The following is a 19,173-nucleotide window of genomic DNA, read 5'->3' on the forward strand; positions in this document are numbered from 1 at the left end:
GCGTGGGGATGTCGTGGGCAGGCGCTGCTAGTCGGCGGCTGGACTCGACAGCGCTTGGACACGTTTGTCGTGCTGTCTCGAAGGGTGCTTCGAGCCCGGCCCGGATGGCACTGCAACGACAGGCGGTGGGGTCAGTGGCGAGAGCGCGATAGGACGTCGCTGAGTGAGTGTGGCTGCCATGGACTGCCAATCTTTGATTCGGTTCGAAACTGCCTGGTAGGTGGCGCTTTTCGCGGGTAGGCTTCGAACATGTCTTCGAGTAGCGTGGCTGTCGCTGATCCCGGTGTGGAGGCGGCGTTGTGCGCGCTGGAGGCCGGGCTTGCTCAGTTGTGTGGGGTGCGGACTGATGGGTTGTCGAATCCGGATCGTCTGGTGGTGATGCAGCGGTTGGAGACTGTCGTGCGCGCGTTGCCGGGTGTGGGGTTGGAGTTGGTCGCGCAATTGCTCGATCAGTGGAGCAACAACGATTTCGCCACTCATAGCGCGATCGAGACCCTCGCCGACGGCCTGCGTATCAGCCCCGCTGAGGCCCGGGCTCGCTGGCGCGCGGCCGCTGATCTCGCGCACCGCTACGGCCTCGACGGTGAAGTCCTCGATCCGGTGATGCCCGCTACCGCCGCAGCGCAACGGGAAGGGGTGATCGGGGGTGCGCATGTGAAGGTGTTGCGGGAGTTCGTCGAGCATCTGCCGTCGTGTGTGGACAGTGTGACTCGTGATCAGGCTGAGGCTGAGTTGGCGGGGCATGCCAGGGTTTTGCGGCCTGATCAGTTGCGTCAGGTGGCTGATCGGTTGGATGCGATCCTCAACCCGGATGGGGTGTTCACTCCGAGTGATCGGGAGCGGCGTCGTGGGTTCATCCTGGGTCGCCAAGGCCCTGATTTGATGAGTAAGTGCACGTTGGTGGCGGATCCGGAGTTGCGTGCGTATTTGGAGGCGGTGTTCGCCAAATACGCCAAGCCTGGTGCCTGTAATCCTGAGGATGTGGTGCGTCATGTCGATGACGAACCCGATCCTGATGCGGCCGAACGGGATACGCGTTCCGGGCCGCAACGTCAGCATGACGCGGTCAAGGCGGTGTTCCGGGCGATGCTGGCCTCCGGGCAGCTCGGACACCACCGTGGCCTGCCAGTCTCAGTCGTAGTGTCGATGGGCTTGGCCGAGCTCGAAAACGCTGTCGAAGAGGTCCAACACAGCCCCGACCATCATGAACTGCGTGCTTCCGGCCCACCCGTGGTCACCGGTGGCGGGAGCCTGCTGCCGATCCACGACGCCATCCGCATGGCCGCCCACGCACGCCACTACCTCGCCCTGTTCAACGACACCGACGGCCGCCCCCTCTACCTCGGCCGCGCCAAACGCATCGCCACCGCCGACCAACGCATCGTCCTGCACGCCAAAGACATCGGTTGCAGCTACCCCGGCTGCTCCAAACCCGGTTACCTGTGCCAAACCCACCACCGCACCGACTGGGCCGCCGACGGCAACACCAACGCCGACGAACTCACCTTCGTCTGCGAACCCCACCACCAACTCGCCACCTCAGGCCGGTGGGCGACCACCGCCACCCCGACCCACCACCGCACACCCGGTCGCACCCAATGGATCCCACCCACCCACATCGACCCCCACCGCAAACCCCGAATCAACCACTACCACCACCCCAGCGAATACCTCACCCTCCAAAGCGACCCCGACGGATGACACCAACACCTCGACGGGTGACACCGCCAGGGAGCGCGACCCGAACTGGGCAGACCACCAGGACTGCCCAGTAATCGAGCGTGCCAGGGATCAAGGTCGCGGAGAACGTGCCGAACCTGGACGGACGCAAGGGCACTGCGCTCGGTTTCGGGGACGTCCACCCCCTCGTGCCGCAAGGCACCGAACTCGACGAAATCATCATCGATCCGAACAGCGAGCAGATCATCGGGACCTGGTCCGCGACATGGTGCTCGGCGAGGGCAACCAGACCAACCCGGCGGCGGTCTTCGAAAAGGCAAGGTGATGGACCACTCCGCGATCACCATCGCGGTCGTCAGCAAGCTCGGCACCAAACCCACTGCGTGACTGAGCTTGGCGGCAGCACATACTGAACTCAGTCGAGTGGGCGTAGCCCGATCATGGTGTGTGAGTCGGTGAATACGTATGTGCCGCTGCTCGTTTCAGTGAGTTGACCGTCGGCGATAGGGGTAGGTGCGTCGTTGACGGCGCGGAAGGGGATGTCCCAGATCGTGTCGCCGGTGTGCGGATCGATCGCCCACAGTCCGGCGTTGTCGGAGAGTACGGCGAGGCGTCCGTTCCAGGTGTGCACGGTACCGAAGCGTCGAGTGCTCGCTTTCCACAGCTGGTGGCCGGTCCGGAGATCCAGGCCCGTGGTGGTGCCTGCGCGGCTGTCGAAGAGGAGAGCGGCGTCACCGAGTGCGGCGACTCGGAGCGTGTTGCCGTCTCGGGTGGCGAGGTCGGGGTTGGTCCAGCGCACGGTGCCGTCGCGGCGGTCGTAGGCGCTGTCGGCCAACAGGATTGGGATCGTGGCATCGGTGGGACGATCGATCGCGACATCATGCACTGCCGCGCTGTCGGTGTTGGCGAGGGTGCGCCCGGTGCGGTCGAGGATGTCGGCGCCGGTGCGCCCGTTGCTGCCTTCGGGCCGGGATCCGGGGCACTGTATCCGAGTACGGACCACGAGAGCGTCGAAAGTCCCACGGGCACTGGAGCATCCGTTCAAATCGGCGGTCCAGGTCGGGCCGCCGGTGCGCAGGTCGAAACCGGCGAGGCCTGCGCCGAGTCCGAGCACGCCCTGCCCGTGTGCGACATCGAGGACTTGGCTGTCGACGCTGTCCCATGAGGTGCCCACCGCGAAGGCGCGCGACCAGTGGGCTTTCGGGTCCGCGAGTGTTCCCGCGTGCACTCGGACCTCGTCGGACTCTACGTCTCCCTCCGCGACGTAGAGGCGATCCTGGTCGGCGGCGAGGCCGAAGATCAGCCAGTCGATTGAGGTTCGGGTGATGGCACCGGTGTCGATGTCGTAGCCGACCAAGGCGGGCGGTTTGTCCCCCGCGGCGGTGAAACAGACGAGGTTGCCGTCGACCGGAGTGTCCGCGCAACCACCCAGCCCGGCGGCGGATGCGTGCCAGCGCGTCGCACCGGTGCGTGCGTCGATGCCGTACATCTGTGGGTCGCGCAGCGCTGACTCGCCTCGTGCCCCGATCACGGTGATCATCGTGTTCCCCGCGGCCACGAAACCCGCACTGCCGTGGTCGTATTCGGTGCCGCCCACCGGAGTGCGGAACTCTGCGGACGCCTGGCCTGCGAGCGTGGCTGCGTTGATCGACCAGGCGAGACCCGGTGCGGCAGAGTTGGTTCCGGTGATCTTGCGGATGCTGTCTTCGGGGTGCATGAGCACCGCGATCGCGCCTGCACTGGTGCCGACGGCGAGCACCGCGGCGAGCACAAGACCGCGGACACCCGGTGGCCATGCCATCACTTCACCTCCAGTCCGGGGGTCAGTGCGATCGCCTCGAGTTGGGTGGCGCTGAGCAATTCGGGCGTGGTCTTCGCGGTGGATTCCACCCGCACCGCGGTGCCCGACGCCCACGTCACGAGGACGGTCCGCGTCACCTGAGCTGCATTCGCTCCGGCTGCGGCGCCGGCTGCCTCCGGTTCCCGAGTCTCGACGACCGTCCCGTCCGGCAGCGTTCGAGTGCTTGTCGGCTGGTCGCTACTCGACGGCTGCGCGGATTCCGTTGGGCGCGTTGGTGCGACGGTGATCGCGATGTTCAGCTCCGACTGTTGTCCGGCGGCGGTGACCCGCACTGCCTGACAGACACCGGGTGCGGCACGGCGCAGTGCGCCGAGGGGGTCGACGACGAGCGCGAACCCGCCGGGGCGCAGTGCGCCGAGCGGACGGTCGAGAACGAGGCCGTCGAGCGGTATCCGCGCCAGCACTGTATCCAGCCGGCGGGCGGTGGCCTCGTCGATCGCAGCGGAAGCTGCCGTCCAGGCATGACAGGCCAGCGGCGGATCCAGTGTTCCCGGCGGGACCGGGGTGGTGACACGGATGCCGGGTGCAGCCGCCGCGGTGACAAGTTCATCGATGGTCATCGGCACCGTTCCGGTGGGCTTGCCGCCGTCCGATACGTCGCTGGCGGACAGCCAAACCAGTGTGCCGTCGGGCGCGTAGGCAGTGACGTTGCGTTCGAGCGTGCGCACGCCATCGGTTTCCGACCACGTGTCGTGTGTGTCGACCGTCGTACCGTCGGGGAGACGACGGCGCTCGTCGAGCGTGCCCGCGACGCACGCCGGAATCGGTTGCGTACCTTGCTTGACCGAGATGAAGAGCGCGCCAGCCCGATCACCTCGCGTCAGCTTCGAGTGCGCGGTCGTCGACCCGCCGGATTGCGCGGCGTCCGCCGGGTCGGAAGGGCTGGGGATCGGCCGGAAGAACAGCGAGCTGTCTGCGGCCGCGAAGGCAAGGGAGACGCCCTCCGGCAGCGCGTCGTGCAACGCCGCCGACATGGCGACGGCCTTGGGGCCGGAGAACCAGGGGTGCGCCGGGTTGTCGTAGCCGAATTTGTCCTCCGCCAGCATGCTGGACGATCGGTTCTTGCTGGGTGGTTCGACCGTGGCACAGCCCGGAATCTGGGTCGGGTACGTGACGGGTGGGGTGACGTAGGTGTGCTTCTCTTCCGGCTTCGGCTTTGTCGTGGTCACCGGCGCGGTCGTCAGTTCGGGCTCGGGGTGGTGCAGGAGCCCGCCGACGATCACGCCGACCGCCACGATCGACAGGCACACCAACCCGAGCGTCCACGCGGTGACAGCCCGCGATGGCTTGGCCGATTGAGCGTTGTTGTCCGCCACTTCAGCGTCGTTGTTGTCCGGCACCATGCACCCTCCCGATGTCGGTGACCAGCGTAGGGGGCGACGCAGGGAACAAACCATTCGCGTCGATGCGCGCGGTCGGCGGCAGGGTGTTTCGCGGATCCGCTCATGGGTCGGCGCGTCGTGTACGCGGATCTGCGCACGGGGGTCGGCGCGTCGTGTACGCGAATCTGCGTATGCGAGATACCGCTTCGCCGCCGATGTCGAAAGATGGCCGGCGGCCCAGGATTGGGTGCATGCGGATCGGGCGCGGGGGATGAAGATCGGAACGCCGCTGTTCGTTGATGCCGCGGTGGCCGTCGTGCTCGCTGCGGTAGGAGCGATCGGTACCGCGTTTGCGGTGAGCTCGACACGGGCCGAGGTGCCGATCGAGGGGTTCGGCTACGCGTTGTTTCTTGTCGCGGCGCTCGCGCTCGGCCTGCGCCGGCACTGGCCGCTGCCGGTTTTCGTGGTGGTCGCGGTGTGTACGTCGTGGTATCTCGTGCTGGGTTTTGCCTATGGTCCGATCCTCGTCGCGTTCATGGTGTCGGTCTACTCGGCTGCCAGGCATGTGCGCTGGGCACGGGCGCTGCCGTTCGCGGCAGCCGGGTTGGGTGTGCTGCTCGTCCATCTCATTACTCCGGGCACAAAGCTCGGTGTGCTCGGTGCCGCCCCTGTCGCCGCATGGGTGGTGGTGCCGTTCTGTGTCGGTGTCGTCTTTCAGCTCCGGCACGACGCGTCGGTGCGGGCGCGCGCGGAGACGATCCGCCGGATCGCCGACGGCGAACGGTTCCGGGTTGCCCAGGAGGTGCACGACATCGTCGGGCACGGACTTGCCGCGATCAAGATGCAAGCCGACATCGCGCTGCACGTGCTGGCGAAGAAGCCGGACCAGGCGGAGGTGGCGCTGGCGGCGATCAGCCGGACCAGCAGTCAGGCGCTCGACGAGTTGCGGGCAACGCTTGCCGTGGTCCGGCGGGGCGCTGAACTCGCGCCGAATCCTGGTCTGGCGCAGCTCGACGAGCTGCGCCAACGCATGGCGCAAGCTGGAGTGACCGTCACCGTGCGGACCCGGGGTGCCGCCGTTCTCCCCGCCGAGGTAGACCTCACCGGGTATCGGATCGTGCAGGAATCGCTGACGAATGTGCTGCGGCACAGCGGGTCCGGGCAGGCAACTGTCGACATCGCCTATGAGCAAGACCAGGTGCGGATCGCGATCGCGAATCCGACTGTCGCCGTGCCGAATACCGTCGAAGGATCCGGCATTCGTGGCATGCGTGACCGGGTGCACGGACTCGGCGGACAGTTCCGCGCGGGTGTCACCGACCAGCGCTTCGAGGTCCACGCTCGCCTCCCGATCGGAGCCCGCTCATGATCACCGTGCTCGTCGTCGACGACCAGGATCTCATTCGCATCGGGCTGCGCACGCTGATCGACACCGAAGACGGATTGTCCTGCGCGGGAGAGGCTTCCGACGGACTGGCGGCCGTCCAGCTCGCACGGCAGGTACGGCCTGCGGTGATCCTGATGGACATCCGGATGCCAGGCATCGACGGGATAGAGGCGACCCGCAGAATTACCGCCGACCCGTCGCTGATCGACACCAAGATCATCGTATTGACCACGTTCGAACACGATGAGTACGTCTTCAACGCACTACGGCACGGTGCGAGCGGATTCTTGCTCAAGGACACGAAGCCCGCCGACCTCGTTCAGGCTATCCGGTCGGTCGTGTGCGGCGGCGCGCTCATGTCACCGACGGTGACCCGCAAGGTCATTCGCGAATTCGTCGCCGCCTCGCCACGGACGATCCGGCCGCACCCGAACCTGCACACCCTCACTGCCCGCGAGCGTGAACTCGTCATCCTGGTCGCCGCGGGCCTCGGCAATGACGACATCGCCGAGCGACTCGTCATCAGTGCGGCCACCGCGCGCACCCACATCAGCCGAGCCATGCTCAAACTCGGCGCCCGCGACCGAGCTCAATTGGTCGTCTTCGCCTACCAATCCGGCCTCGTCCGCTGAAAGTCCTTGCTGTACGCAGATTTGCGTACAGCAACTGCCGCTGTTCAGTGGACGCTCGGCCCGCCGGCAAGCAGCACGATGCAGGGGACACGAACCGAACACTCGAACAGGGGGTACATCGTGCGCGGATCGAACCGCTTCCGCATCGGAACCTGCCTCGCCCTCGTCCTCGCGGCGATCGGTGACGCAGGCCCCGAGATCATCGAATCCAGAAGTCTCATCGCAGGTTACGACGGTCCAGGACCGCTGATCTATCTCGCTTTCGCGGCTTTGGTCGCACTCGTGCGCTGGCGATACACCCCGCTGTTCGCGGTCGCGATGTCGGTCTTCTTCCTCTTCGGCGGTTTCGCCGACGCCGACTTCACGAACAGATTCATCACCCCGTCCGCGACGGTCGAGTTCCTCGCCGCCTGGCTCCAGACCCTCGGCTTCGTCGCCACCATCGGCTTCGGGCTCGCCGCCGTCTGGTGGCGCTCCGCAGCCGAAACCTCCCTCTCCGCAAGGCAATAGCCGCACCAGAAAGGCTCAGACAATGACCACGCTCACTCGCCTGCAGACAGCCCCGACGTACACCAAGGTGGCCCTGTCCGGTCTCGCCATCGGCATCCTCGGCCTGCTCATTCAATGGATCGCCGATCCGCCGAAGTTCGGCATCTTCCCGCCGGGCATCCTCGTCATCGCCGTCTGCGGCGCCCTTGTCGCCTTCGGTACGCGCTGGTGGTGGACCCCGATCTTCGCCACCGCGATCGGCATCTGGATCGTCATCGGCGGCTTCCTCAGCGACCAGCTCACCGAGAACCTCGCCTCCGGCGACCCGGGCACCGTCACCGGCAACGTCGTCATGTGCGTCGGCCTCCTCCTCGCCGCCGTCACCGGCGTACTGGCCATGATCGAGGGGCGTCGCCGATCGTCTTCGCGGCAGTGACGGTGCACCGGTCCGGGACTTTTCCGTAGCCTGGATGGGTGGGAGCTGTGGACGTCGAGCGTGGGCCCGATGCGGAGTGGGACTTCGCGGGCCCGGTCGAGGCTGCGGAGTTGGGGGCCACGATCATCGGTTATCGGGATGTGGGTGGGTCAGGGGTGGATCTCCGGGTCGCCGGGACGGCGGCGGTAACCGTGGTGATCGAGTTCGGGGGGCGTGGGCTGATCGTTGACGACGCCGTCGGGCGGCGGACGCTCGGGGGATTCGTTGTCGGGCTGCCCATCGAGCCGATGCGCGTTCGCGGGGAGCGGGCGGCGTGCGTCGAGGTTCGGTTCTCGCCGACGCAGGCGTATTCGTTGCTCGGTGTCGCTCCTGGCGATTTGGGTCGGGAGGTTGTCGACCTGGAGGAGCTGTGGGGAGCGCGGGCTCGGCGGCTGCGCGAGCGACTCGCGTCCGCCGAGACGTGGGACGAGCGGTTCGCGGTGACAAAATCATTTCTGGCGCAGGGCAATACGGTAGTGCTGAGGCCGGATCCTGAAGTGCTCGCCGGGTGGCATCGAATACTGCTCTCGCACGGCCAAGTGCGGATCGGCGCGCTCGCCGAATCTGTTGGCTGGAGCCATAAGCGGCTGCTGGGGCGGTTCGAGTCGCAGATCGGGCTGACGCCCAAGCGTGCGGCGATGTTGGTTCGGTTCCGGTACGCGGTCGACGGCCTGCTGGCGGGACTGCCCGCCGCCGATGTCGCGGCGGACTGCGGGTACACCGATCAGGCGCACCTGTGCCGCGATGTGTCGATCTTCGCGGACCAGCCACCGCGCGTGCTGACGACGCATTACCTGCCGACCATCGCCAAGTATCGGTACCGGGCGTGGGGAAATTTTTCCAATACCGGGTAGGACCTGTCGGTCGATAGTGGTGTCACTTCGGGTGCGGTCGGCGAGTCGGCCGCCACCCATCGAGAGTGAGAGGACACCCCGTGACCAACCCCCTTGATCCCGTGAAGCTACAGGACGCCCTGGCGGCCGTTCATCGGGCGGGCATGCCGGGAATCTTCGCCGAAGTGCGGGACGGCGACGAAACTTGGCGCGGCGCAGCAGGAGTCGCCGATGTGGATACCGGTCGCCCCGTCACCGCCGATATGCGGCATCGCGTCGGCAGCGTCACCAAGCCGTTCACGGCCGCGGCCGTGCTGCACCAGGTCGAGAACGGTGAAATAGGCCTCGACACACCGATCGGTCACTACCTGCCGCGGTTGGTGCCCGGCGAACGCGGTGCGGTGATCACCGTGCGGATGTTGCTCAACCACACCAGCGGTCTCGCCGAGTACCTCCCGCATGCCTACCCCTCGCTCGCCGCATTCCCCGCCGTCGCGAAGACCTCACCGAAGAGCCTGGACGACCACCGGTTCACTCGGTTCCACCCGACCGAGCTGATCGCGCTGGGGGTCGCGGCGCCTGCCACCAGGGCACCTGGTTGCCGGCCCGGGGTGTATTCGAACACCAATTACCTTCTCCTGTGCCAACTTCTGGAGTTGGTAACCGGTATCTCCGCGGAGAAATGCATCACCCGCGATGTCATCGACCCTGCGGGACTGCGCGACACCGAGCTCCCGAGCGGGTCGGATCTCACCGGACCGCACTCGATGCACTACGAGGCGTGGTTCGGCATGATCGAGCCGCCGCGCGACTACAGCGTCTTCGACATGTCCTGGGTGGGGCCCGCGGCGTCGCTGATCTCGACCGTCGCGGACTTGAACCGGTTCTTCGGTCTGCTACTGGACGCCGAGATTGTCAGCCGGTCGTCGCTGGCGCAAATGCAACGCACCGGCCCAGTGATCTCCTTCGAGGGAAAGATCATCGAATACGGTCTCGGCCTGCACAAGGTGACCGTGCCCGGCGGCGGTACCTACTGGGGCCACGACGGCTCCGCCTGGGGCAGCGGCGCGATGTCGATGATCAGTGCCGACGGCGACCGGCAGCTGTCCTTCGCGGTGAACCTGCAGCGATGGAACACGCTCGATCCGCAAGGGCGGCCGCAGCCGCACCCCATCGACGCCGCCCTCCAGGCGTTCACCCAGCTGGCGCTGGGGGATTGACACGCGGCGACGGGTCCGTGCGTGCCTCGAACCTGCGACATTGCGAAACATGAAGCTGGACAGTTGATCACGGGGAACTGGTGTAAGTCGGCCGATGCCGCCACCAGTTCCCAGTGATCAGTCGACCAACAGTGTTGTCTTCGTGAAGTCGTGGTACATCACGTGCAGGCCGACCCGGCCCAGGGTCGGGTGGGCGAAGGCGCCGGGGACGGTGCCGACTACATCGAAGCCGAGTCGTCGGTATACCTCGACTGCGGCGTGGTTGGTCTCGGCGACCGCGTTGAACTGCATTCCGGCGTAACCTGTTTCGCGTGCCCACGCCAACGTGTGTCGGCACAGCGCGGTGCCTACTCCGCGCCCTCTGGCGTCACGGGCGACCATGAAGCTGGCGGTGGCTATGTGGGAGCCGGGACCGGGGCGGTTCGTGTTCATGTGTGCGGTGCCGAGGATTCGCGATCCGTCGACCGCGACGACGGTGCGGCCCGGTGGTGCGACCACCCAGATCTGTGCCGCCTGCGCGGAGGTCAATTCGGGATCGTAGGTGAACGTTTCGCGGTTGCGGACGATGTCGCGCACGATCGGCCAGACGGCTGGCCAGTCGGCATCGGTGTAGTCGCGAATGAGCATGGTGCGGAACATATCGGGTTCAGCGGGCGCGGGCATTCGAATAAGTGGGTGCGGGGGTTCGGGTGGGCATTCGAATAAGTGGGCGCGGGCATTGGGGTGAGTGGGTGTGGGCGTTCGGGTGAGTGGGTGTGGGCGTTCGGGTGAGTGGGTGCGCGCATTCGTGTGAGCGGGTGCAAGCCTGGCCCTGCCGACGCCAACATGGCCTTCGAGGTCCTCGCTCGAGTTGGCGGACGGCCGGGGAGGCGAGTAAACCCGATCAGCCGATCGAAGGTGAAAATGCAAGGGCGGCAAGCCTGCTGGTGTTCACCGGGCGCTGATCGAATGGCATGGCATCGTTCGCCAGGGAGGAAGAGGCCATGACCAGCATCGATACGCACACCAACGGGACCGTCGCGTCCCGCGTGAATGAACTGACCACGGTATTCGAGCGCGGACTGCAGGAGAACCTGGGAGTCGGCGCGTCACTGGGCATTCGGTTGGAGAGCGCGGGCGACGGCTACACGCGGTACTACCTCGACCCGAACCCGGCCACCATCAACGCGATGTTCACCGTGCACGGCGGGGTCATCGCGACCCTGATGGACACGGCGATGGGGAGCGCGGTCTTCACCAAACTCGGTGACGGCGTCGCCTATACGACGCTGGAGCTGAAGGTGAACTTCATCCGGTCGGTCACCTTGGACGGCTCGCGGCTCACTTGTGAGGCCAACGCGATCCACGTCGGCAGGCGCACCGCGACGGCCGAGGGCCGGATCACCGACGGCAACGGCAAATTGATCGCACACGGCTCGACCACGATCCTCGTGTTGCACCAGGACTGAACACGAGAATGGCCCTGCTCCCGAAAACCTCTCGGAAGCAGGGCCATTCGCATTTCAGGCCACCGAGCGGCACTCCTCGATGAACCGCACCAACTCGTCTACTCGATCCGTGCGGGCATCCACCGCGCGATCGATCACCTTCACCAGATGCTCGTAGGCCTCGGTGTGGTCGTAGGACGCCACGTCGGCAATCTTCAACGCCCACCGCCAGTACCCGCGCATGGTGTCGGCCAGCGGCATCCGGAAGTTGGCGATCACGTCGCGGATCGGTGCGACGGTCGCGTCGCCGTGCACCCGCAGGTAGCGTCCGACCACATCGGCCATGAAGCTGAAATGTCGTGCCTCGTCCCGGGACAGCTTGGCCAGCACCGCCGCGAGCACCGGATCGTCGACCACGTCGCGCAGGTGCTGGTAGTACATCTGCGTCGCCTTCTCCTGCACCAGCGCGTAGGCGAAGAACTGCACCGGATGGTCGTAGGGCAGGTCGAACGGCTTTTGCCCATCGATCGCCAATTCGGTACGCAGCGAACCACGTTCGGCGATCCCGGCCGCCTCCTGATAGCGGGCCAGCGCGCGAGCGTGCGTGTCCTCCTCCAACGCCCAGCGCACGGTGAAGTGGTACAGCTCCCGGTTGTGCACGAAGGTGTCCCGGTCCACGCTGTCGTCGACCGGGAAATACCGGTGGTAGACCTCGAAATACCCGGGCAGGTGGTCCTCGATGAGGGTGACGAACTGTACCGCGGACCGCTGCCCCTCGGTGAGCCTGCCTGCGTCGGCGCGCGGCCAGTTGAACGCGGTCTCCACGTCCCAGGCCCGGGACGCGGGCGAGGCCGCCAGGAAGCCGTCGACCGCCGCGACCATGTCGTCGACGGGTATCAGTGCTGACTCGATGTTCATCTGCCTCTCCTTGCCGTCAACGGGCTTTGCGACAGGTCAGCGCGTAATGCTTTGTCGTGTAACCCCATCCGGCGTTGGCGATCTCCAGATAGTGTCGCAGTGCGGCCGCCTGGCCCGGCCCGTGCGCGTCGATCCGTTCGGCCGCCGCGTTCACGTTGGCGATCCAGTCCTCGATGGTGCGCCGGTAGTGGTCGGTGAGGTCGTCCACCGCGATGATCGAGAACCCGGCGTCCTCGGCCCCGGCGATCAGCTCGGACAGTGGGCGCAGTTCGCCGAAGCCGAAGATGTTGTTGCGCAGGAACTCGGTGCCGACCTTGCTGTCGAAGGCGGTGCGAGCCTTGGCGTTTCGGAAGCAACTCTCCGAGACATACAGGGTGCCATCGCGGCGAAGCACCGCGCGGGCGCGCCGGAAGATCTCGCCGAGATCGGGCATGTGCACGATCGACCCGAGTAGCGTCACCGCGTCGACGCTGCGGGCGGGCAGGTCGAGCCGTTCGAAATGCCCGACCGTGGTGTGCACGCGCGCGGAAACCCCACGGGCGGCGGCCTGTTCGGCGATGTACTCGTGCTGTCGCGGCGCCGGGCTGATACCGGTGGTGTCACACCCGAATTCCTCGGCCATGAACAGGATCAGCGAACCCCACCCGCAGCCGACGTCGAGCAGCTGCTCGCCGCCGCGCAGCCCGAGGCGATCGGCGACGAACCGCAGCTTGTGCCGCTGCGCCTGCTCCAGCGTGTCCGTCGGCGAGGTGTAGAGCGCGGAACTGTACTTGCGCAGCGGGTCGAGGAACTGGCCGAAGATGTCCGGATCCAGGTCGTAGTGCTGGTTGGTGTCGGCGGTGGCCGGCTGATCGGTGACGGTCACGCCGCCGCCTCGCGCAGCGCCCGATCGACGACGAGGACGACGTCGTCGAGGCTGGACAGGCCGAACACGTCCTCGTCGTCGAGCTCGATATCGAAGGTCTTCTCGATCTTGGCGACCATGCGGAGCACCCGAACGGAGTCGACGCCCGCCATGCCGCGCAGGTCGGCGTCGGGCCGCAGGTCGGCTTCGGCGATGCCGGTCTCGGCGACCGCGATCTCGGTGACGGTGCGCAGGATGTCGGCGGGAGCGGTCATGAGTGAACTCCATTCAGCGAGAAGGGCGGATCGCCCAGTGCGTTCGAGGTGGTCAATGCGGTCGAGAGCAGGGCGACCTCGTCGTCGCCGAGCGTGAGTTGATGGCGGACGTCGTCGAGCACGAACGGCTGATAGGCCGCGGTCGAGGTGGCGCAGACGATGCCGTTCGCGTCGACGATCTCGGCGGCAGCCTGGATCGGCCGGTCCGGTGCATGGTCGGACAGTGTTGCAACACAGCGGTATTCGTGATCGACCAGCAGCGGCGTGATGAACCGGGTGCGCTGGGAGACGGTGAAGGCCGGGTGGTTGCGGACGAGCACGATCAGGTTGCCCATCACCTCGTCGCAGATCACGCCGATCAAACCGCCGTGCACCACACCGGGATAGGACTCGAACTGGCGGCTCAGCCGGAAGCGCGCCTGCAGCCCGTCGGGATGCGGGGTGAAGGTCAGCCGCAGGCCGGTCGCGTTGTGCGGGGAGCAGCCGAAGCAGTGGTAGTCCGGGATCACCGACCACGGCACCTGGACGGCCTCGTGTACGGGATCGTCCATCATCAGGCGATCACGTCGGCTAGTGCTCGGCGCACCTTGGCGTTGCTGGACAGATCGAGCCCGGTCATGTTGGCGAAGGTGCGACGCACCTTGTCGTGCAACACATCCAGCTCGCCCTCCGCGGCGACCTGCTCGAGGAACAGGTCGAACCCGGTGTCGATGGTCTCGTGGTCGCCGAGCTCGCTGATGCCTGCCTTGAACGTACTCACCGGGTGCTTGATCTTGGCTTCGGAGCTGTAGACGTAGAGGGTTTCGAGCACCGAGGGCAGTTCCTCCGGCCGCTGCTCGAGCCGTTTGGTCGCGTAGTGGATGAACTCGCGGGCGTGCCCGGCCTCGTCCCGACTCGCGTTGAGCAGCAACCCCTTCAACACCGGCTCCTGCACCCAGCTCGCGACCGCACGATAGATGTGGTTGACCGTGAGTTCGGAGATGATGTTGGTGGCCAGGGTGGCCGACGGCGTGCTGCCGGGCGCGTAGGGCTCGCGCATGGAGTCGACGGCCTTCTCATCGACGCTCTCGTCGACCGCGCCGAGCCAGGACCGGAACGCGTAGTGGTGCTGCACTTCCTGGTAACCCCACACCACCGCGAAGGTGGAGAAGTCGTAGTCGTCGACGAATTCGTTCATGAAGCCGTGGACGGCGGCGATCACGTTGGATTCGCCCATCGTGGCGCTCTTGGCGAGGGTCACGTACTCGGGCCGGACCAGGGCACGGTCGACCGCGTCGAGGTCGAGGTCGGCCAGCTTCCAATGCAGGCGCTCGTAGTGCCGGAAGACGTCATAGCTGTGCACGGGTGACTCCACTTCGTTCGTTTGGTTGTCATCGGCTCTCGGTGATGAGACTGCGCGCGGCGAGCCGCTGCAGCTTGCCGCTGCTGGTGCGTGGAATGCTGCGCGGCGCAACGAGATAGACCTCGATCGCGGTCAGCCCGATGGCGGCGGCGACCTGTCCGCGGATCCGGTCGGCCAGTTCATCGGCGGCCGCGGCGGTCAGTTCGGACTCCGCGATGAGCGCGATCACGTCCGCGCCGTCGGGGTCGATGGCCGCGGTGCAGCGGCCCTTGTAGACGCCGTCGAGGTCGCGGACGGCGGCCTCGACGTCCTGGGCGTAGTAGTTCACGCCGCGCACGGTGATCATGTCCTTGGCCCGCCCGGTGACGAAAAGCTCGCCGGCACGGCGGTATCCGAGATCGCCGGTGCGCAGCCAGCCGTCGGCGAACAACCCGGCGACGGCGGCGGGGTCGCCGGTGAGGTAACCGTCGGTGACCGAGGCGCCTTGGATGAGGATCTCGCCGACCGCGCCGTCCGGCAGCTCGTGGTCGTCGGCCGGGTCGACGATGCGCAAGCGCAGCCCGGCCACCGCGGAACCAACACCGGCCACTGCACGCGCGCCCGTGGAATCGGACGAAACCAGCTGTGCACGAGCATCATCCGACAGTGCGGCGCGATCGACCCATTCGAACACCGGTGTCCGGCCGAGCGGTGGGAAGGCCACCGCGAGGGTCGCTTCGGCCATGCCGTACACGCCGAACATGGTCGTCGGCGCGAAGCCTGCGGGTGCGAAGCGCGTGCAGAAGGCGTTGACCACGTCGCGGGAGATCGGCTCGGAGCCGTTGAACGCGATGCGCCAGTTGCTCAGGTCGTAGTCGGTGACCTGCTCCGGCGGTATCGCGGCGAGCAGCGCCTCGTAGCCGAAGTTCGGCATCGCGGTGATCGTCGTTCCGCTGGCGGCGAATTCGGCCAGCCAGCGTGCCGGATCCTTCACGAAGGCCATCGGCGACCAGACGTGGGCGGGAATGCCGCGCAGGATCGCCGAGAGCGTGCCGAACAGGCCCATGTCGTGGAACAGCGGCAGCCAGAATCCGCCACGATCGGTGAGGTCGAGGGCGATGCCCGCGCGGATCGCGGCCAACCCGCTGAGCACGTTGTGGTGTGTCAGGCGAACGCCTTTGGGCGTGGCGGTGCTGCCCGAGGTGAATTGCACAATGGCGAGGTCGTCGCCGCCGAGTTCGGGCAGCGGCACGGTCGCGGTGGCAACTTCCTCGAACAGTTTTGCGGTATCGACCAATTCGACCGGCACCGCGTCACCGAGCGGGGCCGCCAAGTCGGCGAACCGATGTGACACCAGCACGGTGCGCATGCCTGCCGCCTCGACGATCGCGGCGAGCTTCTGTGGATACCCGCCCAGCTGGCGGGTGCCCGCGGGCAGTGGCAGCGGTGTGGCCGCGCCACCCGCGGCCGCCACGGCGAACAGGCTGATCAGGAACTCGGGGGCGTTGGGGGACAGGATGCCGACCGGCTCGCCCCTGCGCACACCGCGCCGAACCAGCGCGGCGGCCGCCGCCAGTGCGCGCCGGTTGAGTTCGGCGTAGTCCACGGTCTCCGAGACCGACCAGAACGTGGCGGCCACCGTGGGGTGCGCGGCCGAGATCTCGGCCATGCGGCCGTGCAGGGTTGCCACCGTTTCCGCGGAATTCATGACTGCCACGACAACAGCGAATTGTGACGGCGCCTTGAACTGATTGTGAATTGCCGTGTGCGATAAAGAAGGGCGATCAACCAATCGTTCTGCACGATAAAGGATTTCGACTATGGCGCGATAGGAACGGGTGATCGCCGGTGCGCAGGCATGTCGGTGCGGCCGACGATGGACCGCGGAATTGCTTATGCAGTCCCGACATTGTGGATCGCCATTTGAGCGGTGGCGCACATTCTTTCAGGAAAACCCGCTATCGGAGGAGTTGCCGGTGAGTTCCGACCATCCGGTGGTAGAGGAATTGACCCCGGTCCAGCTGGCGGTCATCGAAAGTGTTGCCCCGCACCTGCGGCACAACCCGTACCGCAGCTACGAGGTGTTGCGCGGCGCAGGCCCGTTCGTGCCAGGCCCGCACGACATGCACCTGGTGACCAGGCACCAGGAGGCGCAGACGATCATGCAGGATGCGCGCTGGAGTCACGCGGAGGAACCGCAACTGCTGCACGGCGACAGCGATGTCGAGCTCCCCGGGTCGTTCCTGTGGATGGAGCCGCCGGACCACACCCGGCTGCGCGGCCTGGTGAGCAAGGCGTTCACCGCGCGCACCATCAGCGGCATGCGCGAGCGGGCCGAGCAGCTGGTCGACGAGCTGCTCGACACGATGCTCGCCGAGCGTGAGGTCGATCTGCTCGACGCGCTGGCCTATCCGCTGCCGCTGACCATGGTGTGTGAGCTGCTCGGTGTGCCCGCCGAGGAGCACGAGCACGTGCGCGAGATCTCCACCAGCATCGCCCGCGGCCTCGACCCCGATGTGCTGCTGTCGCCGGACGAGCTGGCCGCGCGCACCGCCGCCGTGTACGCGTTCCTCGACTTCTTCGGTGAGCTGGTGGAGCAGCGCCGCGCCGCCCCGCGCGCCGACCTGATCACGGCGCTGGTGCAGGCCGACGACGCGGGCGCCAAGCTCACCTCGAACGAATTGCTCGGCACCCTCCTGATTCTCGTGGTGGCGGGCCACGAGACCACGGTGAACCTCATCGGCAACGGCGTGCTCGCGCTCATCCGCAACCCGGAGGAATTCGAACGGCTGCGCAGCTTTCCCGAGCTGTGCGAACCTGCCGTGGACGAGGTGCTCCGTTATGACGCACCGGTGCACCTGACCACCAGGACCGCGCACGCCGAAATGACCATCGCTGGCCACACTTTCGTGCCCGGCGATGCGGTGATCGTGCTGCTCGCCTCGGCCAACCGAGATCCGCTCGCGTTCCCGGACGCTGACCGCTTCGACATCGCCAGGTACTCCCGCGGTCGAAAGGCGGAGCGGCACTTGTCCTTCGGGCTCGGCCTGCACTACTGCCTCGGCGCGCCGCTTGCGCGGCTGGAGATGTCGACGGTGCTGCGGGCGCTCGCCGCGCGGGTCGGGTCCATGTCCCTGCTCGAGGAGCCGCCCTACCGGCCGAATGTGGTCGTGCGCGGCATGTCCCAGCTACGCGTGCGGCTGGACGGCCGATGAGCCTCGAGTGCGCACAACCACAGGAGTTTCAATGAGTACCGCCGTTCCCACCGACGTCACCTTCGATGCGTTCGATCCGAGCGAGCGGGCCGACCCGTATCCGGCCTACCGCCGGGTGCGCGACGCCGCACCGCTGTTTCCCTACGAATTCGGTGATGTGCCAGTCACTTTGATCACCCGGTACGAAGAGTGCGCCGCGATCCTCACCGGCACCGACTGGGGCCACGGCTATGCCGCGGGCATCAGCCCGTTCCGGGACACCACCGCCGCGATCCCCGGCTCGTTCGTGCGGATGGACCCACCCGAGCACAGCCGCTACCGCAAGCTGGTGGCCAAGGCGTTCACGCCGCGGATGATGGCCGACATGGTGCCGCTGGCCGGGCGGGTCGTGCACGACCTGGTCGAGGCGGCGCTGCGCCGCGGCGAGCTGGATGTGCTGAACGGCCTGGCGGTGCCGCTGGCGGTGGCGATGGTGCCGGTGCGGCTGCTCGGCGCCGACCCGGCCGACGCCGCGCTGTTTCGGCAGTGGCAGTTGGCCATTGCCCGCGGCAGTGACCCCGATTCGTTGCTCGGCGAGGCGGAGGTGGTCGCGCGTGGTGCGGCGGCGATGGAGTGCATGGGGTACTTCGGGCGGCTGATCCAGCAGAAGAAGGACAACCCGACCTCGGATCTGTTGAGCACGTTGGTCGCGGCGAGTCAGGACGGGCAGCTGACCGAACCCGAGGTGATCGGCATATCGCTGCTTACCCTGGTCGCCGGCATGGAGACCTCGATCAACCTGATCGGCAACGGCATGCTCGCGCTGCTGCGCAACCCGGAACAGCTTGCGCTGCTGCGGGACAACCCGGAGTTGATCGGGCCCGCGCTGGACGAGATGCTGCGCTACGACGCCCCCACCCAGTTCACCATCCGGGTGGCGCTCGCCGATACGGCGGTGGGCGAGCACCGGTTCCGGCGCGGCGACGGCGTCGTGGTGTTGACCGCGTCGGCCAGCCGGGACGATCGGGTCTATCCCGATGCCGACGTCTTCGATGTCACCCGGTATGCCGGAAATCGGCCTGCCCGTAAGCATCTCGGGTTCAGCCTGGGCATCCACTACTGCGTCGGTGCGCCACTGGCGCGGATCGAGGCCGAAGCGGCGGTCGGCCAATTGCTGGCGAGCGCACCGAAATTGGCGTTGGCGACCGACACCGTCGGCTACCAGCCGAGCTTGATTCACCGAGGCATCCTGTCGTTGCCGGTGACGCTGTGAATGAACGAAGTGAGCGAACCAT

19 protein-coding genes are annotated in these 19,173 nt (G+C 66.8%); 10 read left to right on the plus strand and 9 right to left on the minus strand.

All coding sequences use genetic code 11. The features are described 5' to 3' along the window. Positions 1-249 precede the first annotated feature (249 nt). The gene (locus ACGFNJ_RS30645; protein WP_393455858.1) at positions 250-1,701 is read left to right on the plus strand and encodes an HNH endonuclease signature motif containing protein; all 1,452 of its coding nucleotides are present in this window, start codon (positions 250-252) and stop codon (positions 1,699-1,701) included. A 394-nt stretch (positions 1,702-2,095) separates the two neighbouring features. Here the strand turns inward: ACGFNJ_RS30645 and ACGFNJ_RS30650 are convergent, their stop codons facing one another. Both ACGFNJ_RS30650 and ACGFNJ_RS30655 read right to left on the minus strand, forming a co-directional pair. Next, on the minus strand, positions 2,096-3,481 hold the full coding sequence (locus ACGFNJ_RS30650; RefSeq protein ID WP_393455861.1) for a PQQ-binding-like beta-propeller repeat protein: 1,386 nt from the start codon (positions 3,479-3,481) through the stop codon (positions 2,096-2,098). Continuing rightward, on the minus strand, positions 3,481-4,884 hold the full coding sequence (locus tag ACGFNJ_RS30655) for a hypothetical protein (RefSeq protein WP_393455864.1): 1,404 nt from the start codon (positions 4,882-4,884) through the stop codon (positions 3,481-3,483). Before ACGFNJ_RS30655 ends, ACGFNJ_RS30650 begins: the two co-directional genes overlap by 1 nt. A 250-nt stretch (positions 4,885-5,134) precedes the next feature. Between ACGFNJ_RS30655 and ACGFNJ_RS30660 the strand changes: the two genes are divergently transcribed. The 6 genes from ACGFNJ_RS30660 (at position 5,135) to ACGFNJ_RS30685 (ending at position 9,899) form a co-directional block, all read left to right on the plus strand. Continuing rightward, on the plus strand, positions 5,135-6,232 hold the full coding sequence (locus ACGFNJ_RS30660; RefSeq protein ID WP_393455867.1) for a sensor histidine kinase: 1,098 nt from the start codon (positions 5,135-5,137) through the stop codon (positions 6,230-6,232). Continuing rightward, on the plus strand, positions 6,229-6,882 hold the full coding sequence (locus ACGFNJ_RS30665; RefSeq protein WP_393455870.1) for a response regulator: 654 nt from the start codon (positions 6,229-6,231) through the stop codon (positions 6,880-6,882). The genes ACGFNJ_RS30660 and ACGFNJ_RS30665 overlap by 4 nt, the downstream gene beginning before the upstream one ends. Before the next feature lie 120 nt (positions 6,883-7,002). Then, positions 7,003-7,392: a hypothetical protein gene (locus ACGFNJ_RS30670; protein ID WP_393455873.1), complete on the plus strand. Its 390-nt coding sequence runs from the start codon at positions 7,003-7,005 to the stop codon at positions 7,390-7,392. A 22-nt stretch (positions 7,393-7,414) separates the two neighbouring features. Continuing rightward, on the plus strand, positions 7,415-7,807 hold the full coding sequence (locus ACGFNJ_RS30675) for a hypothetical protein (RefSeq protein ID WP_393455876.1): 393 nt from the start codon (positions 7,415-7,417) through the stop codon (positions 7,805-7,807). 38 nt (positions 7,808-7,845) lie between these two features. Next, positions 7,846-8,700, plus strand: coding sequence for a helix-turn-helix domain-containing protein (locus ACGFNJ_RS30680; RefSeq protein WP_393455879.1), 855 nt, complete (start codon positions 7,846-7,848; stop codon positions 8,698-8,700). An 80-nt stretch (positions 8,701-8,780) separates the two neighbouring features. Next, positions 8,781-9,899 (plus strand): serine hydrolase domain-containing protein, encoded by a 1,119-nt coding sequence (locus ACGFNJ_RS30685; RefSeq protein ID WP_393455882.1) that lies wholly within the window; start codon positions 8,781-8,783, stop codon positions 9,897-9,899. A gap of 117 nt (positions 9,900-10,016) precedes the next feature. On the opposite strand, the gene ACGFNJ_RS30690 is transcribed toward ACGFNJ_RS30685, so the two are convergent. Continuing rightward, positions 10,017-10,562: a GNAT family N-acetyltransferase gene (locus tag ACGFNJ_RS30690; protein ID WP_393455885.1), complete on the minus strand. Its 546-nt coding sequence runs from the start codon at positions 10,560-10,562 to the stop codon at positions 10,017-10,019. A 320-nt stretch (positions 10,563-10,882) separates the two neighbouring features. Here ACGFNJ_RS30690 and ACGFNJ_RS30695 point away from each other — a divergent pair, with 320 nt between their 5' ends. After that, positions 10,883-11,347 (plus strand): PaaI family thioesterase, encoded by a 465-nt coding sequence (locus ACGFNJ_RS30695; protein ID WP_393455888.1) that lies wholly within the window; start codon positions 10,883-10,885, stop codon positions 11,345-11,347. A gap of 54 nt (positions 11,348-11,401) precedes the next feature. Here the strand turns inward: ACGFNJ_RS30695 and ACGFNJ_RS30700 are convergent, their stop codons facing one another. The 6 genes from ACGFNJ_RS30700 to ACGFNJ_RS30725 are packed head-to-tail and all read right to left on the minus strand — an operon-like array spanning position 11,402 to position 16,392. Beyond that, positions 11,402-12,244 carry an acyl-ACP desaturase gene (locus ACGFNJ_RS30700; protein ID WP_393455891.1) on the minus strand — a complete coding sequence of 281 codons (843 nt, stop codon included), beginning with the start codon at positions 12,242-12,244 and terminating at the stop codon, positions 11,402-11,404. 16 nt (positions 12,245-12,260) lie between these two features. After that, entirely contained in the window at positions 12,261-13,109 is an 849-nt protein-coding gene (locus ACGFNJ_RS30705; protein WP_393455894.1) for an SAM-dependent methyltransferase, read from the minus strand. Next, positions 13,106-13,363 carry an acyl carrier protein gene (locus ACGFNJ_RS30710; protein WP_393455897.1) on the minus strand — a complete coding sequence of 86 codons (258 nt, stop codon included), beginning with the start codon at positions 13,361-13,363 and terminating at the stop codon, positions 13,106-13,108. Before ACGFNJ_RS30710 ends, ACGFNJ_RS30705 begins: the two co-directional genes overlap by 4 nt. Continuing rightward, complete coding sequence (locus tag ACGFNJ_RS30715; RefSeq protein ID WP_393455900.1) at positions 13,360-13,917, minus strand: PaaI family thioesterase; 558 nt, start codon at positions 13,915-13,917, stop codon at positions 13,360-13,362. Before ACGFNJ_RS30715 ends, ACGFNJ_RS30710 begins: the two co-directional genes overlap by 4 nt. Beyond that, complete coding sequence (locus ACGFNJ_RS30720) at positions 13,917-14,705, minus strand: ferritin-like domain-containing protein (RefSeq protein ID WP_393455903.1); 789 nt, start codon at positions 14,703-14,705, stop codon at positions 13,917-13,919. The genes ACGFNJ_RS30715 and ACGFNJ_RS30720 overlap by 1 nt, the downstream gene beginning before the upstream one ends. A 28-nt stretch (positions 14,706-14,733) precedes the next feature. Further along, entirely contained in the window at positions 14,734-16,392 is a 1,659-nt protein-coding gene (locus tag ACGFNJ_RS30725) for an AMP-binding protein (protein WP_393455906.1), read from the minus strand. Positions 16,393-16,660: 268 nt separating this feature from the next. Here ACGFNJ_RS30725 and ACGFNJ_RS30730 point away from each other — a divergent pair, with 268 nt between their 5' ends. Together ACGFNJ_RS30730 and ACGFNJ_RS30735 are read left to right on the plus strand one after the other, a co-directional pair. Beyond that, positions 16,661-17,899, plus strand: coding sequence for a cytochrome P450 (locus ACGFNJ_RS30730; protein ID WP_393455909.1), 1,239 nt, complete (start codon positions 16,661-16,663; stop codon positions 17,897-17,899). Between the two features lie 31 nt (positions 17,900-17,930). Then, on the plus strand, positions 17,931-19,151 hold the full coding sequence (locus ACGFNJ_RS30735; RefSeq protein WP_393455912.1) for a cytochrome P450: 1,221 nt from the start codon (positions 17,931-17,933) through the stop codon (positions 19,149-19,151). The last annotated feature ends 22 nt before the right edge of the window (positions 19,152-19,173 follow it).

The organism is Nocardia sp. NPDC049149 (assembly GCF_043197455.1).
Taxonomy (GTDB): Bacteria; Actinomycetota; Actinomycetes; order Mycobacteriales; family Mycobacteriaceae; genus Nocardia.

What these genes read in the sequence shown, in the direction of transcription:
- ACGFNJ_RS30645 (WP_393455858.1), top strand. Translation starts at nt 250, where the DNA reads ATGTCTTCGAGTAGCGTGGCTGTCGCTGATCCCGGTGTGGAGGCGGCG.
- ACGFNJ_RS30650 (WP_393455861.1), bottom strand. Translation starts at nt 3,481, where the DNA reads ATGGCATGGCCACCGGGTGTCCGCGGTCTTGTGCTCGCCGCGGTGCTC.
- ACGFNJ_RS30655 (WP_393455864.1), bottom strand. Translation starts at nt 4,884, where the DNA reads ATGGTGCCGGACAACAACGACGCTGAAGTGGCGGACAACAACGCTCAA.
- ACGFNJ_RS30660 (WP_393455867.1), top strand. Translation starts at nt 5,135, where the DNA reads ATGAAGATCGGAACGCCGCTGTTCGTTGATGCCGCGGTGGCCGTCGTG.
- ACGFNJ_RS30665 (WP_393455870.1), top strand. Translation starts at nt 6,229, where the DNA reads ATGATCACCGTGCTCGTCGTCGACGACCAGGATCTCATTCGCATCGGG.
- ACGFNJ_RS30675 (WP_393455876.1), top strand. Translation starts at nt 7,415, where the DNA reads ATGACCACGCTCACTCGCCTGCAGACAGCCCCGACGTACACCAAGGTG.
- ACGFNJ_RS30690 (WP_393455885.1), bottom strand. Translation starts at nt 10,562, where the DNA reads ATGCCCGCGCCCGCTGAACCCGATATGTTCCGCACCATGCTCATTCGC.
- ACGFNJ_RS30695 (WP_393455888.1), top strand. Translation starts at nt 10,883, where the DNA reads ATGACCAGCATCGATACGCACACCAACGGGACCGTCGCGTCCCGCGTG.
- ACGFNJ_RS30700 (WP_393455891.1), bottom strand. Translation starts at nt 12,244, where the DNA reads ATGAACATCGAGTCAGCACTGATACCCGTCGACGACATGGTCGCGGCG.
- ACGFNJ_RS30710 (WP_393455897.1), bottom strand. Translation starts at nt 13,363, where the DNA reads ATGACCGCTCCCGCCGACATCCTGCGCACCGTCACCGAGATCGCGGTC.
- ACGFNJ_RS30715 (WP_393455900.1), bottom strand. Translation starts at nt 13,917, where the DNA reads ATGATGGACGATCCCGTACACGAGGCCGTCCAGGTGCCGTGGTCGGTG.
- ACGFNJ_RS30725 (WP_393455906.1), bottom strand. Translation starts at nt 16,392, where the DNA reads ATGAATTCCGCGGAAACGGTGGCAACCCTGCACGGCCGCATGGCCGAG.
- ACGFNJ_RS30735 (WP_393455912.1), top strand. Translation starts at nt 17,931, where the DNA reads ATGAGTACCGCCGTTCCCACCGACGTCACCTTCGATGCGTTCGATCCG.